Source organism: Nocardia sp. NPDC058666, assembly GCF_042714895.1.
GTDB lineage: Bacteria > Actinomycetota > Actinomycetes > Mycobacteriales > Mycobacteriaceae > Nocardia.
This window is the reverse complement of the sequence record NZ_JBHXRY010000012.1, coordinates 131759-146260: the sequence shown is the minus strand read 5'-3', so window position 1 is coordinate 146260 and position 14502 is coordinate 131759. Positions and strand designations below refer to the sequence as shown.

Below are 14502 nucleotides of genomic sequence, written 5' to 3'. Positions count from 1 at the left end.
TCGCCTGGTGAGCGAACGCCCTGCCTCGGTGCATCTGGTCCTCGGCGACGAGGAACTGCTGGTCGAACGTGCGGTTGCGATGGTGACCGCGCAGGTACGCGCGTGTGCGCCCGACCCGGATTCGGTGCCGGTGGATCGGATGCGCGCCGGTGACGCGAGCACCGCGGAGCTGGCGGAATTGCTCAGTCCGTCGCTGTTCGCCGAGGACCGGGTGATCGTGCTCGAGTCGGCGGCCGAGGCCGGCAAGGACGCGGTCGCGGTGATCACCGAGGCGGCGGCCGATCCGCCCGAGGGCGTGGTGCTGATGGTGCTGCATTCCGGTGGTGGGCGCGCGAAGGCACTGGCGCCCGCGCTGCAGAAGAAGGGCGCCACCGTCCACGCGTGCACGAAACTGAGCAAGGGTGCCGAGCGGGTGGAGTTCGTGCGCGGCGAGTTCAGGGCCGCGGGGGTGAAGGTGCCGACCGAAGTGGTGCAGGTGCTGCTGGAATCCGTCGGTTCCGAACTGCGTGAATTGGCCGCGGCCTGTTCACAATTGGTGTCCGACACCGGCGGCAAGGTCACCGCCGACGCCGTGCGCCGCTACTACTCCGGCCGCGCCGAGGTGACCGGCTTCGACGTCGCCGACCTCGCCGTGGCAGGCGATCGCCCCGGCGCGATGGAGGCCCTGCGCTGGGCCACCGACCGCGGCGTCCCGCACGTCCTGCTGGCCGACGCACTCGCCGACTCCGTCCACACCATCGCCAAGGTCGGCTCCGTGGGCCGCGGCGACCCCTTCGCCCTCGCGCAAAAACTGGGCATGCCCCCCTGGAAGGTCAAGCGCGCCCAGGCCCAAGCCCGCGGCTGGAACCCCACCACCATCGCCACCGCCCTGCAGGTAGTGGCCACCCTCAACGCCGACGTCAAGGGCGGCGCCGCCGACGCCACCTACGCCGTAGAACACGCCCTCGCCCGCATCCTCGACCTACGCGCAACCGGCTGAACGGTCGCCCTGGACCCGGCCGCAAGCAACCGCTGTGTCCCCGTTCCAGACGGGCTGAACGGGCTAGCCCCCGGCCCCCAGCAACCGCTATGCGACGTCTCAGACGGGCTGAACGCGCCCGGCTCACCAGCAACAGCGATGCCTCGACTCGGACAGAGGCGCTGCCCGCGCAACGGCGTCGCCCCCCGCCGAACATCATCAAACCGGGACCCAATCGCGATGTCTGTCCGCTCTCACAACTGGCACAGTTGATCATGAGATGGTCGAGTCGATCGGTAGCCGGAACGGACATGGCGGGCGCGGTCGACGCGGTCGGGGGTCGGCGGGGCGTATTGCTCGGCGGGTGGTGCAGGTTGTCGCGGCGCTGATGTCGGCCGCGGTGGTCATCGTGACGGCATACGGGTGGTCCACGGCGGGAAGTTTCGACGCGGGGTTTCTGAGGTCGCAGGCACTCGGCGACGACGCACCCCATTCGCTGGACGGCGACCTCAATATCCTGCTGATCGGCCTGGACACCCGTCGCGATCAGAACGGCGACGAACTACCACCCGAGGTGTTGGAACAGCTGCACGCGGGCGACGGTGACGAAGGCGGTTACAACGCCAATACCCTGATCCTGGTGCATATTCCGGCCGATCTGAGCAAGTTCGTCGCGGTGTCGATCCCGCGCGACGACTACGTCCCCGTCAGCGGCATCCCCGGCTACACCCACGCCAAGATCAAGGAGGCGTACGGGCTGAAGAAGGCCGCAGTGCAGGACCAGATGATCGCGAAGGGCGTCACCGACAAGAAACAGCTCGAGCAGGCGGGCCGGGAAGCGGGCCGGGCGTCGATCGTGTCCGCGGTGCGCGATCTCACCGGTGTGCCGATCGACCGGTTCGCCGAGGTCACCCTGGCCGGGTTCTACGATCTGGCCGCCGCGCTGGGCGGGGTGGAGGTGTGCCTGAACAAGCGGGTCAACGACTCGGAGTTCTCCGGCGCCGATTTCCCCGCAGGCCGCCAACATCTGAACCCCGCGCAGGCCCTGGCGTTCGTGCGGCAACGGCACGGTCTGGAAAACGGTGACCTGGACCGCACCCACCGCCAGCAGGCGTTCCTGACCTCGGTCGCGCGTCAGCTACGCAGCGCGGGCACCCTCACCGACCCGGGCAAACTCAATGCCCTGATGGCCGTCGCACACCGCAATATCGTGCTGTCCGACGACTGGAACATGACCGAATTCGTTCGAACCCTGGGCGCCGCCGATGACCCGGTGGTCGAATTCCGCACCCTGCCCGTCCTGCGCTACGACGTGATCAACGGCCAAGACGTCAACATCGTCGACCGGCAGGCGATCCGCCGCGAGATCGCGGCCGCGTTCGGTATGCCGGTGCCGACCACTACCAAGCGCGCCGATCAGCGCACCGAACCCCCGGCCGCCTGGTCGTCGGAGACCAACGCGGGTGCCTGGCAGACCAGCACGACCGCACCGGTGATCGAAACCCCCGACGCGGGCAAGCCGGTCCGCAGCGACATCACTTCGGGACAGGTGCCCTGCGTGAACTAGCTACTCGCCCGCGACCACGAGCGACAACTCGTCGTCGTCTTCGTCCTCGAGATCGTCGGCGTCGTAGCGCCCCTCCCACTCGTCGTACAGCGGAACCTCGTCCTCCCGAGTGACGATCCAGGCAGCGCCGTAACCACCGTCCTCGTCGGGCACCATCACGTTTTCGACCTTGAGCCCGATCCCCAGGATCTCCGCCGCGCGGATCACCTCGGCCAGGTCATCGCCTCGTACCACTGTCTGATTCGCGTACACCGTCAACATGGCGCGAATGGTAACCGACCCAGCTGACAAGTAGGCATCGGGGAACGACAAAAGCCGCCGTGGTCATCGAGGCCACGGCGGCTGCGTCTTGCGATGTATCGGTCAGCGAGCACCAGGCTCGCCGACGATCAGATCTTGTTCAGAGCCAGCGCGAGCGCGGACTTCTTGTTGGCCGCCTGGTTGGCGTGGATGACGCCCTTGGACGCGGCCTTGTCGAGCTTGCGGCTCGCGGTCTGCAGCTGCGCAGCAGCCTTTTCCTTGTCGCCGGTGGAGACGGCTTCGCGGAAGCTACGGATCGCGGTGCGCAGCGCGGACTTGACCGACTGGTTGCGCTTGCGCGCTTCCTCGTTGGTACGGATCCGCTTCATCTGGGACTTGATGTTGGCCACGCCTGTATCCTCTGGTTTCCTGTCGCTGGGTGGTGTTCTGTGAAAGCTCGTCGGGCGCGCGCCCACGATGCAGCAGATGGTGCTGAACTACGGGTAACACCGCGCCGAAGATCGAGGTTACCAGCTGGGTACCCCCTGGCGAAATCGGCCCTGTTCCGTCCGACCTCGACGACGATGTCGATTTCATCCGTTTCAGGTGATGCAAAGAATTTACCTGTGTCTCACACGACGTCACTACCGGGTGATGCACAGTTTTTGTCATGACCCCCACCAGTGCGCCGAGTACGGCTCGAACTGCATCACCGGCGATGGTGAGAACGAACGGGCATCGCGAACCTACCCACACCGGTCTGTTCGAGGGATACGGCCCCGGCCGCTTCGCGGACGCCTTCGACGAGATGTTCGACGGATCGGGAAAAGTGCGGGCCCCCTATAAGGGCATCCACGCCGCGATGGTCGCCAATGACGTCGATGACCTGGCCAAACGCTCCGACGCGCTGGATCGTGCGTTCATCGATCAGGGCATCACCTTCTCCCTGTCGGGTCAGGAGCGCCCGTTCCCGTTGGATCTGGTGCCCCGAGTGATCGCGGCCGCGGAGTGGGCCAAGCTCGAGCGCGGGATCAAGCAGCGGGTCACCGCGATGGAGCTGTTCCTGGCCGATGTGTACGGCGAGCAGAACATCCTGCGCGATCAGGTGATCCCCAAACGCCTTGTTACCTCGTGTGAACACTTCCACCGCGAGGCCGCGGGTCTGGTGCCGCCCAACGGTGTGCGCATCCACGTGTCGGGCATCGACCTGGTCCGCGACGAAAAGGGCGACTTCCGGGTGCTGGAGGACAACCTGCGCTCGCCGTCGGGGGTCTCCTATGTGATGGAGAACCGGCGCACGATGGCCAGGGTCTTCCCTGATCTGTTCTCCTCGCATCGGGTGCGCTCGGTGGGCGACTACCCCGGCCATCTGTTGCGCGCGCTGCGGGCCTCGGCCGCGCCCAACGAGGTCGATCCGACCGTGGTGGTGCTCACCCCCGGCGTGCACAACGCCGCCTACTTCGAACATTCGCTGCTGGCCAGGCAGATGGGCGTGGAGCTGGTCGAGGGTCGCGACCTGTTCTGCCGCGACAATGTCGTCTATATGCGCACGACCGCGGGCGAACGGCAGGTCGACGTGATCTACCGGCGCATCGACGACACCTTCCTGGACCCGATGCACTTCCGTCCCGACTCCGTGCTCGGCGTGGCCGGGGTGCTCAATGCCGCGCGCGCGGGCAATGTGGTGATCTCGAGCGCGGTCGGCAACGGCGTGGGCGACGACAAGCTCATCTACACCTATGTGCCCAAGATCATCGAGTACTACCTGGGTGAGAAACCGATCCTGGCCAATGTGGACACCTTCCGCTGCTGGCTCGACGACGAACGCGAGGAAGTCCTGGACCGGGTCGCGGAACTGGTGATCAAGCCGGTCGAGGGGTCGGGCGGCTACGGCATCGTGATCGGACCCGACGCCAGCCCGCGCGAACTGGACGCGATCAAGCGCAAGGTGAAAGCCGACCCGCGCGGCTGGATCGCGCAGCCGGTAGTGCAGTTGTCCACGGTGCCGACCAAGATCGGCAACGATCTGGCCCCCCGCCACGTGGACCTGCGCCCGTTCGCAGTCAACGACGGCGACGACATCTGGGTGCTGCCCGGCGGCCTCACGCGCGTGGCCCTGCCGGAAGGCTCGCTGGTGGTGAACTCCAGCCAGGGCGGCGGCAGCAAGGACACCTGGGTGTTGGCCGGGCGCTCGGGCGCGGTGGACCGGGAACTGGCCGGACCCGAACTGGTCAGCGAACCGCCGCAGGCCGACGCGTTCGAACTGGGTCGCGAACTCAGCACACCGCAGGCCAACCAGCAACAGCAGCAACAACAGCAGACACAGCGGCTGATCGGGGACTGACAGACATGCTTGCTCGAAACGCCGAATCTCTGTACTGGATAGGCCGATACGTCGAGCGCGCCGACGACACAGCGCGCATCCTGGACGTGGCGGTGCATCAACTGCTCGAAGATGCCACCGTCGACGCGGACCGCACGTCTCGCGTGTTGCTCAAGGTGCTTGGCATCGAACCGCCCGAGGGCCTGCGCTTGAACGTGTGGTCGGTCACCGATCTCGTCGCGTTCAGCCACGATCACGGCGTCTCGATCAGTGACTCCATCACCAAGGCCCGCGAGAACGCCCGCGGCGCACGCGAAGTCACGTCCAGCGAGATGTGGGAATGTCTCAATGCCACCTACAACGGCATGGCCACCGCGGAGAAGGCGGCGCGGGGTCTCGGCCCGCACGAGTTCTTCTCCTACATCAAGGGCCGCGCGGCGATGTTCACCGGACTGACCGACTCCACGTTGAGTCGCGACGACGGCTACCGGTTCCTGCTGTTGGGCCGGTCGATCGAACGCGTGGACATGATGGTGCGCCTGCTGCTGTCGCGGGCGGGGGACAAGACCTCCTCGCCGGCCTGGGTGACGGTGTTGCGCTCGGCGGGCGCGCACGACACCTACCTGCGCACCCACCGCGGCGCCCTGGACGCGGCCCGCGTCGCCGAGTTCATCCTGATCGACCGCCTTTTCCCGCGTTCGGTGTTCCACACCCTGCGCGTGGCCGAGGCGTGCCTGACCGAACTCGATCAGCGCCCCGGCAGTCGGGTGGGCGCGCGGCACGAGGCGCAGCGGGTGCTGGGACGCGCCCGAAGTGAACTCGAATTCCTGCCGCCGGGCGTGTTGTTGGAAGACCTGCAGGCGCGGCTGCTCGCGCTGCAGAAATCGTGCCGTGATCTCGGGGAAGCCGTGTCACGCCAGTACTTCCATGCCGCCCCGTGGGTGGCGTGGACCGACGTGCGCAGCAATCAGGACGGCCGCGTGCAGGTAGAGGGAGAGCTATGAGTTGGCGGATCAGGGTGGTGCACACCACCGGCTATGTCTACGACGCGCCGGTGACGCGCTCGTTCAACGAGGCCCGGCTCACCCCGCGCGCGGACAGCAGGCAGAACGTGATCCTCAATCGCGTCGAAACCGTGCCCGCCACCAGGTCTTACCGGTACACCGACTACTGGGGCACCGCGGTCACCGCGTTCGATCTGCACGCCCCGCACACCGAACTCGAGGTGACCGGGTCGTCGGTGGTGGAGACCGAACCGTTCGCCGAGCCCACCGAGGAACTGAGCTGGGACGAACTGCAGGGCGGCCGCGTGATCGACCGCTTCGACGAAATGCTCAGTCCCACTGTGTATGTGCCGCGCGACCGCAAACTGGCCACGGTGGCCAAGCAGCTGTCGCGCGGGGAGGAACCGGCCAAGGCGGTGGTGCGCGCGGCCGAGTGGGTGCACAAGGAAATGGACTACATCGCGGGCACGACCTCGGTGCACACCTCCGCGCTCGAGGCCTTCGCCGAGCGTCGCGGGGTGTGCCAGGACTACGCGCACCTGACGCTGGTGTTGTTGCGCAGCATGGGAATTCCCAGCCGGTACGTGTCGGGGTACCTGCATCCCAAGGCCGGCGCGCAGATCGGTGAGACCGTGGCGGGGCAGTCGCACGCGTGGATCGAGGCGTGGACCGGGCAGTGGTGGGGGTACGACCCCACCAACAATCTCGCGGTCAACGAGCAGCATGTCTCGGTGGGCGTGGGCCGCGATTACGCGGACGTGCCGCCGCTGAAAGGTGTGTTCTCCGGTGGCGGCTCGACGGATCTGGAGGTCGTTGTAGAGGTCACTCGCCTCGCGTAGTGTCGGATCCGCTGTGCACTCGTCTCGTTGGTCTGACCTGTAGAGAGGTAGTTGCGGATGCCGTCTTCATCACCGAATCCCCTCGGCGCGGATCAAAAGAAATGGTTGGCCGAAGGCCTCGGGACCTTCGTTCTGGTGATCGGTGGTGTGGGCACGGCGGTGCTGGCCGGTCAGCAGGTGGGCACCCTGGGTGTCGCGCTGGCGTTCGGGTTGACGCTGACGTTCCTGGTCTACTCGATCGGCGGGCTGTCGGGCTGCCACGTCAACCCGGCTGTGACCCTGGGGGTCTTGTTGCTCGGGCGGATCTCGCCGAAGAACGCCATCGCCTATGTGGTGTCGCAGGTGATCGGCGGCCTGGCGGCGGGCATTCTGCTGTTCGCGCTGGCGAACAACCTGCCGTCGTACGATCGCCCGGTCGACGGTCTGGGGGCCAATGGTTGGGGCGCGCACAGTCCGTCGGCGCAGACCGGGCCGCTGGGTGAGGTGGTCCTGCAGAACGGGTACGGCCTGGCGGCCACGATCATCATCGAGGTCTTGATGACCGCGGTGCTGGTGTTCGTCGTGCTCGCCTCCACCGACGAGCTGTCCGACGCACCGCAGTCGGGTGTGTCGATCGGGTTCGCGTTGGCGATCGCGCTGATCGTGGCGATCCAGATCGACAACGGCTCGATGAACCCGGCGCGCAGCATCGCGGTCGCGCCGTATCAGGACGGCGCGATGGGTCAGCTGTGGGCGTTCATCCTCTTCCCGCTGATCGGTGGCGTGCTCGGCTCACTGATCTACGGCCTGATCTTCGGGCGGTCCAAGCCTGCCCACCTGTAGAAAGCTCCGCCGACAGACCCCGGTCCGATCCAAGGACCGGGGTCTGTTCGCGTTCAGCTCCAGCTGTATTCGATGACCAGCCGGTGCGCGACCAGGTCGAACGTCTTGCGCTCCACGATCGCGCCTTCGCGCCGGATCCCGTCCTCGGGCACGTCGAGAACCCGGTCCAGTCGCACCCAGCTGGGCCGACCGTCGTGATCCCACGGTCCGGTCCCGATGCCGACCCAGTTGGGGTCGTTGGCGCGGTCCGCCTTGGACGACAACATCAACCCGAGCAGTGTCTTGCGATCACGTCCGACCACCAGCACCGGCCGGTCCTTGCCATTGGTGGGGTCTTCCTCGAACGGCACCCACGTCCACACGATCTCGCCGGGATCGGCACGCCCGTCCAACTGCGGGCAGTACACGATCTGCCTGGCGCGATGGGCGGTGGGCACGGGGGTGGAGGCGGTCGGGCGCACCGCCACGGGCGGTCCCGGCTTGTTCGCTAGCGCGTCCACCAGCTTCTCGAGCAGTCGCGGCCCCTGCTTGCGCACGATTTTGGGCCCCTGCTCCTTGGCGATGACGCCGAGCTGCTTGCCGAGACTGTTCCAACTGCTGGCCATGCACTGAAATATAACGCCGTCACGCGCTTGGAGCGCACCGGTGACAAAGCACCGCGCCCGTTCATGGGACGATAGGCGCAGTTCGCCTATACCCCGCGAGGAGTGGAGTGGCTTCCAGTTTTGTCGATACGACGTTCACCGATCCGTCCCGGATCCGGAACTTCTGCATTATCGCCCACATCGATCACGGCAAGTCCACGCTTGCCGATCGGATGTTGCAGCTGACCGGTGTGGTCGAAGCGCGGGCGATGCGCGCGCAGTACCTGGACCGGATGGATATCGAGCGTGAGCGCGGTATCACGATCAAGGCGCAGAACGTGCGGTTGCCGTGGCAGGTCGACGACACCGAGTACGTGCTGCACATGATCGATACCCCCGGCCACGTCGACTTCACCTACGAGGTCTCCCGCGCGCTGGAAGCCTGCGAGGGCGCGATCCTGCTGGTCGACGCCGCACAGGGCATCGAGGCGCAGACCCTGGCCAACCTGTACCTGGCGCTGGAGAAGGATCTCACGATCATTCCCGTGCTGAACAAGATCGACCTGCCCGCCGCCGATCCCGATCGCTACGCGGCCGAGATCGCGCACATCGTGGGCTGCGAGCCCGACGACGTGCTGCGGGTCTCGGGCAAGACCGGTGTGGGCGTGAAGGAACTGCTCGACAAGGTGATCGAGGCCGTTCCGCCGCCGGTCGGCGACGCCGACGCACCCGCTCGCGCGATGATCTTCGACTCGGTCTACGACACCTACCGTGGCGTGGTCACCTACATCCGCGTGGTCGACGGCAAGATCTCGCCCCGCGAGAAGATCAAGATGATGTCCACCGGCGCGACCCACGAGTTGCTCGAGGTCGGCATCGTCTCGCCCGAACCCAAACCCACCCAGGGTCTGGGCGTCGGCGAGGTCGGGTACCTGATCACCGGTGTGAAAGACGTTCGCCAGTCGAAGGTCGGCGATACCGTCACCAGTGCCCGCAACGGCGCCGCCGAAGCGCTCACCGGCTACCGCGAACCGCGCCCGATGGTCTACTCGGGCCTGTACCCGGTCGACGGTTCGGACTACCCGGACCTGCGTGACGCGCTGGACAAACTGCAGCTCAACGACGCCGCGCTGACCTACGAACCGGAAACCTCGGTGGCGCTCGGCTTCGGTTTCCGCTGCGGCTTCCTCGGTCTGCTGCACATGGAGATCACCCGCGAACGTCTGCAGCGCGAGTTCGACCTCGACCTCATCTCCACCGCGCCCAACGTGGTGTACCGGGTCGAGATGGAGGACGGCACCGAACACGTCGTCACCAACCCGTCGTACTGGCCCGAGGGCAAGGTGCGCCACATCTACGAGCCCATCGTGAAGTGCACCGTGATCTCGCCCAGCGAGTTCATCGGGTCGATCATGGAGCTGTGCCAGCAGCGTCGCGGCGAGCTCGGCGGCATGGACTACCTGTCCGAAACCCGCGTCGAGCTGCGCTACACCATGCCGATGGCGGAGATCATCTTCGACTTCTTCGACCTGCTCAAGTCGCGCACGCGCGGCTACGCCAGCCTCGACTACGAAGAGGCCGGCGAGCAGGAAGCCGACCTGGTGAAGGTCGACATCCTGCTGCAGGGTGAAGCGGTCGACGCGTTCAGCGCCATCGTGCACAAGGATGCCGCGCAGGCCTACGGCCACAAGATGACCACCAAGCTGCGCGAACTGATCCCGCGTCAGCAGTTCGAGGTGCCCATCCAGGCCGCGATCGGCGCGAAGATCATCGCCCGCGAGAACATTCGGGCGATCCGCAAGGACGTTCTCGCCAAGTGCTACGGCGGCGACATCAGCCGTAAGCGCAAGCTGCTGGAAAAGCAGAAGGAGGGCAAGAAGCGCATGAAGACCATCGGTCGCGTGGAAGTCCCCCAGGAAGCCTTCGTGGCGGCACTGTCCTCGGATTCGGACAAGCCCAAGAAGTAGGCAAGACCCCCAGCACGACACTCAGGCGCCGGTACCCACCGGCGCCTGAGCTATTTCCACGCGAAGGCGCACGCCGCCCATCCGGCTGCGGTCGAGTTCGGCTGTACCGGAATGCAATTGCGCCTGCTGCTGCACCAGCGCCAGACCCAGGCCAGAGCCGGGGGAGCCGGGACGTTTGGCGAAACGGTCGAAAGCGGTGGGGGACAAGGTATCCGGGATGCCGGTGCCGTTGTCGTCGACGGTGATCTCGACGCCGTTGTCGGTGGCCCGCGCGGCGACGGTCACCCGCGTGGCCTGACCGTGCACCACCGCGTTGGTGACGGCGTTGGTCACGATCAGCATGATCCCGCCGGGCAACCCGTGCACCGGAACCGGATCGCACTCGGACAGCGTGATGTCGACACCCGGATTCGCACGGCGCGCGTTCTGCACCGCACGGTCGAGGGTTTCGCACAGTTCGAACGGCTCGAACGCGCCCTGATCGGTGAGCTCACCGACGGCCAGACGTTCCAGATCGGACAGCGTGCGCTCGATCTGCCCCTCGGCGGCGAGCACATCGGCCAGCACCGGCCCGCGCTGGTCGGCGGGCAGATCCGGGCCGGCGAGTACCTGCAGATCGGTGCGCATGGATGTCAAAGGCGTGCGCAGTTCGTGCGCGCACACCGCGGCGAAATCGCGGGCACTGTCCAGGGCCTGCCGGGTTTCGCCGTGCGCGGCCTCGAGGCGGGCCAGCATCCGGTTGATCGCGTCGGACAGTTCCTCGGCTTCGCGATTGCCGCGTCCCGACAGCGGTGGAAGTTCGTCGAGGGTGTCGATTTCGTGCGTCGCGTTGGCGAGCCTGCGCAGCGGTCGCGCGGCGAAACCGGCCAGCACCCAACCCAAGACGGCGGCCAGGACCACCGCGGCCACACCGATGCCGAGGCCGATCAGCTGGCTGCGGGTGATGGCGGCGTCGACGAGTTCGCGATCGGCGTCGAGCTCGACCACCATCCCCGGCGCGCCCTGTACCGCCGCGAGCGACCGGTGATCCCCGTCGACCGGGACCACGATCGTCTCCTGTCGCGGCGACGCGGACGCGTCCGGCAACTCGAAGGCCGGGACAGGCGGCGCACCCCCGGGCTCGGCGTCGAACGGCTGCGCCACCGCCACTCGCATACTCGACACGGTCTGATTCAGCTGACTCGTGCCCGCCACCTTCAGCAACGCACCGTAAGTGAGCCCGAGTGTCACCGCGACGAGCGCTGCCACCACCGCCGACACCAACGCCACCCGAAACCGCAACGACCGCGACGCCTTCACGGCTGATCCCGCAACACGAACCCCACCCCGCGCACCGTATGCACCACGCGCGCAACACCTTCGGCTTCCAGCTTGCGCCGCAGATACGACACGAACACATCGACCACATTGGTATCGGTGCTGAAGTCGTACCCCCACACCGCCGACAGGATCTGCTCACGCCCCAGCACGATCCCGGCATTGCGCGCCAACATCGCCAACAGCTCGAACTCCCGTTTGGTCAGCTCGACCGGCGACGAACCCGCGTGCACCCGATGCCCGGTCAGATCGATCACCACCTCGCCCACCTGAATCGTCTCCGACGACGAGGCGACCGTCACCGGCCTGCGCCGCAACAACGCGTGCAAACGCGCGACCAATTCGCCCAGATCGAACGGTTTGGTCAGGTAGTCGTCGGCGCCGCGCTCGAGCGCCGCGATCCGGTCGGTGACCGCACTGCGCGCACTGAGCACACAGATGGGGATGTCGTTGCCCATCGCGCGCAAGGCCGTGACCACGCCCACACCGTCGAGTTCGGGCATGTTCACATCCAGCACCATGGCGTCGGGCGCGGCCGAACCGACCAGGGTCAGCGCCTGCGCGCCGTCGCCGGCGGTGATCACGTCGAAGCCCGACAGTTCCAAGCCGCGCCGCAACGACGCGAGCACGCGAACCTCGTCGTCGACGACCAAGATCTGCTGTCCGGTCATGCACTCACCCTAGTGTTATCGCTGGTCGGAAAGGGTGCGCGGAAGGCGCGACCCCACCGACCTGATGCGCCGGTGAGTACGACGGTAGGGCGCGCGACTTCACGTTCTGTTGACCAATCGTTAGAGTTCTCTGCGGATCGACCGCCCCTGGTTCCACGGGCTCGCGCCAACGACGTTGTGGCCCATAGGGTGGGCACCGAACGTTATGCACGAAATGACAGTTCGGTGATCTGGAAATAGTGTTGGATTGTCCTCACTTCGCCTCGGTAGTGGTGAGGAACTACAGCGATGCGATGTGTTGGAGCCTTGATGACGCGTGAACTGCCTTTCGATGACGGTGCCGCGCGCACGGAAGGGCCGGACACGGCCTACCGGGTGGCCAACGGCGTCGCCCGCGTCGCCAGGGCCGGGGCCTATGTCACCGGCGGCGCGCTGGTGGCGTCCAACGGCGCCGCGCGCGACAGCAACGCCGACAGCCGGTACGCGGGCTGGTCGCAGCAGACCGTGCCCACCGACCCGAGCCCGGACGCACCCAGCCCGATCGTGACCTTCCCCGATCTGGCCGCCGCACCCGAGTTCGACCCGGTGGTGCCGCCCACCCCGTTCTTCGCACCCCCCGACGTCTCGATGGTCGCCCGGACCGGTGAATTCGACCGGCGCCCAGAGACTTCCGGCTACGACGAGCGTGACTCCCGGATCTCGGGCGACAACGACTCCTCGAGCGGCATCGGCATTCCCGGCTACAGCCCCAACCCCGGTTACGGCCACAACCCCGGCAACGCCGAACCGGGCTTCGACCTCCCCGGCTTCGACGACAGGCCCGAACACGGCACCCGCCCCGGCTTCGACCTGCCCGATTTCGGCCGACCAGGTTTCGACCAGCCCGGTTTCGACCAGCCCGGCATCGGCCTTCCCGGCTTCGACGGTCCGACCCCCGGCATCGGCATCCCGGGCTACGACAGCCTGCCCGGCAACGACTTCGGCATCCCCGGCTACAGCGGTATCGGACTGCCCGGCACCGACCCGGTCGGTTCGGTGTCCGACGGCATGTTCGACGGCATCGGTGACCTGGGCGGCATGTTCGACGGCATCGGCGCGATGATGACCAGCCAATGGCAGGTCGACGTGCACGCCGGACTCGACGGGGTGTGGTTCACCTCGCAGTTGAAGGCCGACCTGCAGGTCGGCGACGTCGGCGACCAGCTCGACGACTACAGCGACTGGCTGCGCGGCGAGATGACCACCCCCGGCGGCACCGGGACCCCCTCGCCCACCGGCGGCCTGAGCAGCCCGAACGGTCCCACCCTGCCCGGCTCGTCGTCGGGTGTGGGCCTGCCCGGCTCCACCGCACCCGCCCCGGCGCCCGTCGCGGCGACCCCGTTCGTCCCGACACCGGCACCGATCGCACCGGCACCCGCCCCGATCGCACCCGTGGCCGTCGCGCCGGTCGCCACGAACCCCGTGGTCAGCACGCCGCTGCAGACCACCATCCAGCCCGACGCCGCGTCCACCCCGATCGCGAACGTGTTCGGCCCGGCCACCACGTCGCCGCTGACCGCCCCCGCGGCCTCGGTGCCCGCGCTGTTCACGCCGGTCACCCCGACGAAACCCGTTGTGCTGCCCGATGTCTCCGGTGGCGGCTCCACCCCGACGATGCCGCCGGTGACCGTGCCGTCCAAGGTGCCCACGATCGATCTCGAGACGCCGACGACGGTGAAGCCGATCGTGCCGACGGTCACGGTTCCCACTGTGCCCGATGTCACCAAGGTCCCGATCACCGTGCCGCCGACCACCCCGGTGAAGCCGACCGTGCCCGACGACGACGTCACCACCAAGCCCGGCACCGGCGGCTCTACCACCCCCTCGACCGGTCAGGGCACCCCGACCGTCGACGTCCCCACGCCGACCGCGCCGACCAAGCCGCCCACGGTGGACATCGACCCGCCGACCACGCGCCCCACCGTCGACATCGACCCGCCGGTGGTCACCCCGCCGCCGGTCACCGTGGCGCCGACCGTGGCACCGGTGAAACCCCCGGTCGTGGAGACCAAGCCGATTGCCGCCGAATTCGACCAGCACAGCAGCGGCTACCATGGCGTTTCGGCCGGATTGTTCGATTCGGGTCTGGGCGGTGGCGATGTGTTCGCCGGCGCGTTTCCCGTCGAACACCACGGGTATGACTTCGTCTGACGCGACGACTGACGCGATGA

13 protein-coding genes are annotated in these 14502 nt (G+C 67.2%); 8 read left to right on the top strand and 5 right to left on the bottom strand.

Translation table 11 applies throughout. From position 1 onward, the window contains the following. Window positions 1–7 precede the first annotated feature (7 nt). Both holA and ACFWVD_RS23160 read left to right on the top strand, forming a co-directional pair. Window positions 8–979, top strand: a complete 972-nt coding sequence (holA, locus tag ACFWVD_RS23165) for a DNA polymerase III subunit delta (protein WP_379246027.1) — start codon at window positions 8–10, stop codon at window positions 977–979. A 343-nt stretch (window positions 980–1322) separates the two neighbouring features. Continuing rightward, window positions 1323–2525, top strand: a complete 1203-nt coding sequence (locus ACFWVD_RS23160) for an LCP family protein (RefSeq protein WP_379246025.1) — start codon at window positions 1323–1325, stop codon at window positions 2523–2525. On the opposite strand, the gene ACFWVD_RS23155 is transcribed toward ACFWVD_RS23160, so the two are convergent. Together ACFWVD_RS23155 and rpsT are read right to left on the bottom strand one after the other, a co-directional pair. Beyond that, entirely contained in the window at window positions 2526–2786 is a 261-nt protein-coding gene (locus ACFWVD_RS23155; protein WP_379246023.1) for a hypothetical protein, read from the bottom strand. A 128-nt stretch (window positions 2787–2914) separates the two neighbouring features. Beyond that, window positions 2915–3175 carry a 30S ribosomal protein S20 gene (rpsT, locus tag ACFWVD_RS23150; protein WP_379246021.1) on the bottom strand — a complete coding sequence of 87 codons (261 nt, stop codon included), beginning with the start codon at window positions 3173–3175 and terminating at the stop codon, window positions 2915–2917. 308 nt (window positions 3176–3483) lie between these two features. On the opposite strand from rpsT, the gene ACFWVD_RS23145 reads away from it, so the two are divergent. Genes ACFWVD_RS23145 through ACFWVD_RS23130 form a run of 4 tightly spaced genes read left to right on the top strand, consistent with a single transcriptional unit; the run spans window position 3484 to window position 7753 of the window. Then, window positions 3484–5109, top strand: coding sequence for a circularly permuted type 2 ATP-grasp protein (locus ACFWVD_RS23145; RefSeq protein WP_379246019.1), 1626 nt, complete (start codon window positions 3484–3486; stop codon window positions 5107–5109). 5 nt (window positions 5110–5114) lie between these two features. Then, window positions 5115–6092 carry an alpha-E domain-containing protein gene (locus ACFWVD_RS23140; protein WP_379246017.1) on the top strand — a complete coding sequence of 326 codons (978 nt, stop codon included), beginning with the start codon at window positions 5115–5117 and terminating at the stop codon, window positions 6090–6092. Continuing rightward, window positions 6089–6931, top strand: a complete 843-nt coding sequence (locus ACFWVD_RS23135; protein WP_379246015.1) for a transglutaminase domain-containing protein — start codon at window positions 6089–6091, stop codon at window positions 6929–6931. Before ACFWVD_RS23140 ends, ACFWVD_RS23135 begins: the two co-directional genes overlap by 4 nt. 57 nt (window positions 6932–6988) lie before the next feature. Then, complete coding sequence (locus tag ACFWVD_RS23130; RefSeq protein ID WP_379246013.1) at window positions 6989–7753, top strand: aquaporin; 765 nt, start codon at window positions 6989–6991, stop codon at window positions 7751–7753. Window positions 7754–7806: 53 nt separating this feature from the next. Here ACFWVD_RS23130 and ACFWVD_RS23125 read toward each other — a convergent pair whose 3' ends face one another. After that, window positions 7807–8358 (bottom strand): type II toxin-antitoxin system PemK/MazF family toxin, encoded by a 552-nt coding sequence (locus ACFWVD_RS23125; RefSeq protein WP_379246011.1) that lies wholly within the window; start codon window positions 8356–8358, stop codon window positions 7807–7809. Window positions 8359–8465: 107 nt separating this feature from the next. Between ACFWVD_RS23125 and lepA the strand changes: the two genes are divergently transcribed. Further along, window positions 8466–10304, top strand: a complete 1839-nt coding sequence (gene lepA, locus ACFWVD_RS23120) for a translation elongation factor 4 (protein WP_379246009.1) — start codon at window positions 8466–8468, stop codon at window positions 10302–10304. A 21-nt stretch (window positions 10305–10325) separates the two neighbouring features. Here the strand turns inward: lepA and ACFWVD_RS23115 are convergent, their stop codons facing one another. Next, window positions 10326–11603, bottom strand: a complete 1278-nt coding sequence (locus ACFWVD_RS23115) for an ATP-binding protein (protein ID WP_379246007.1) — start codon at window positions 11601–11603, stop codon at window positions 10326–10328. Beyond that, entirely contained in the window at window positions 11600–12292 is a 693-nt protein-coding gene (locus ACFWVD_RS23110; protein WP_379246005.1) for a response regulator transcription factor, read from the bottom strand. The genes ACFWVD_RS23115 and ACFWVD_RS23110 overlap by 4 nt, the downstream gene beginning before the upstream one ends. A gap of 309 nt (window positions 12293–12601) precedes the next feature. On the opposite strand from ACFWVD_RS23110, the gene ACFWVD_RS23105 reads away from it, so the two are divergent. Further along, window positions 12602–14482: a hypothetical protein gene (locus tag ACFWVD_RS23105; RefSeq protein WP_379246003.1), complete on the top strand. Its 1881-nt coding sequence runs from the start codon at window positions 12602–12604 to the stop codon at window positions 14480–14482. The last annotated feature ends 20 nt before the right edge of the window (window positions 14483–14502 follow it).

Coding starts and splice junctions, on each gene's coding strand:
- ACFWVD_RS23155 (WP_379246023.1), bottom strand. CDS start 2,786: ATGTTGACGGTGTACGCGAATCAGACAGTGGTACGAGGCGATGACCTG.
- ACFWVD_RS23135 (WP_379246015.1), top strand. CDS start 6,089: ATGAGTTGGCGGATCAGGGTGGTGCACACCACCGGCTATGTCTACGAC.
- ACFWVD_RS23110 (WP_379246005.1), bottom strand. CDS start 12,292: ATGACCGGACAGCAGATCTTGGTCGTCGACGACGAGGTTCGCGTGCTC.
- ACFWVD_RS23105 (WP_379246003.1), top strand. CDS start 12,602: ATGACGCGTGAACTGCCTTTCGATGACGGTGCCGCGCGCACGGAAGGG.
- ACFWVD_RS23130 (WP_379246013.1), top strand. CDS start 6,989: ATGCCGTCTTCATCACCGAATCCCCTCGGCGCGGATCAAAAGAAATGG.
- ACFWVD_RS23140 (WP_379246017.1), top strand. CDS start 5,115: ATGCTTGCTCGAAACGCCGAATCTCTGTACTGGATAGGCCGATACGTC.
- ACFWVD_RS23125 (WP_379246011.1), bottom strand. CDS start 8,358: ATGGCCAGCAGTTGGAACAGTCTCGGCAAGCAGCTCGGCGTCATCGCC.
- ACFWVD_RS23145 (WP_379246019.1), top strand. CDS start 3,484: ATGGTGAGAACGAACGGGCATCGCGAACCTACCCACACCGGTCTGTTC.